Origin of the sequence: Candidatus Kosakonia sp. 282A-S69, from assembly GCF_029433855.1 — a bacterium.
GTDB classification, from domain to species: domain Bacteria; phylum Pseudomonadota; class Gammaproteobacteria; order Enterobacterales; family Enterobacteriaceae; genus Kosakonia; species Kosakonia cowanii_A.
Genome location: NZ_JAROAU010000005.1, coordinates 254,921 through 255,179 on the forward strand (window position 1 = coordinate 254,921; position 259 = coordinate 255,179).

Consider the following 259-nt stretch of genomic DNA (forward strand, 5'->3'; position numbering starts at 1 on the left):
GTCCTATCTTTTTGCATCTTCAATTGCTAACGGGGGGCAGGGCAATGGTCTGGGCGATAGATCTGGATGACGGTACTCTATCAGTTATGCTCTTAGGCGTGCTGTCTATTTACCTAGAAGCCGTTTACTAGAAAGTACACTATAATAACGGTAGCTATAGTCGTTACCTTTATAACTGATTCCTTTTATAAACTAGCGTAACTATTATTCCGTAATGATAAGTATAGAACTTATAAAATAGATAATAAAGAGCTAGTTC